Annotated in this window: 1 pseudogene; it reads left to right on the plus strand. The window is 38.5% G+C overall.

The features are described from left to right. Positions 1-1,054: pseudogene (locus B0A78_RS14605) on the plus strand (hypothetical protein); the annotation flags it as partial.

The raw sequence follows: 1,054 nt of genomic DNA on the forward strand, positions 1-1,054 counted from the left end.
ACAGGTCCTATTCGTATCGATGCAGATGGTAATGTAACTATCGAGCCAGGTACACCAAGTGGTACTTACACGATTCCTTACACAATTTGTGAAACAGGAGCAACACCAGCAAACTGTAAAACAGCTGATGTAATTGTAGAAGTTAAAAATGTTATTGACGCTATAGACGATACCAAAGTAACTGTTGCCTCAGGAGGTAGTACACCAAACGTAACGTTAAACGATAAGTTAAACGGATCAAACGTTACGATAGGTGCAGCAGCAGGTCAAGTAAGCCTAACAGGTGTAAACGTTCCAGCAGGCTTAACATTAAATGCCGATGGTACGATTACTGTAGGCGCTACCACACCAAGTGGCACATACCAAGTAGAGTATCAAATCTGTGAGAACGGAGCTAACCCAGCAAACTGCGATACCGCAATTGCTATAGTAGAAGTTAAAAACCCAATAGTTTTAGGAGGTCCTGATAAAGAATTAATAGTATCAGGTACTACAGGAACAGTGTCTATTTATAGTAATGATACATTTAATGGAAAGCCATTATTATCTACCATAGGAACAGGAGTAGGTCAGGTAACAGTCACAACAACAGGATTACCACAAGGGATGATACTTAATTCTAATGGAACAATTACAGTAGATAATACAGTTGATAATAATACGTATACTTTTACTTATACTGTTTGTGAGAATGGGGCTTTAGTTCCAAATTGTGTTACGCAAACAGTTACTATTGAGGTTTTAGCTAAGGTTGATGCAAACGATGATGCATTTGTTACAACAAATGGAGGTTCGGGTTCGGTAGTAGGGAATGTTTTAGTAAATGATGCTATAAACAACTTAAGTCAAGGTTCTGCAACAATTAGTAATGTGGTATTAACCCAAAGTACTTTTGCCCAGCCAGTAATTACTGTACCATCAAAATCTCCAGTGCCGTATCTAAATGCTGCTACAGGAGAGGTAATAGTTCCAATAGGAACGCCAGCAGGTACTTATAGTTTTACATATAATGCATGCTTAGTAATTAAACCTAGTATTTGCGATACCGCCACTG

This window comes from Flavobacterium columnare NBRC 100251 = ATCC 23463, assembly GCF_002530675.1.
Lineage (GTDB): Bacteria > Bacteroidota > Bacteroidia > Flavobacteriales > Flavobacteriaceae > Flavobacterium > Flavobacterium columnare.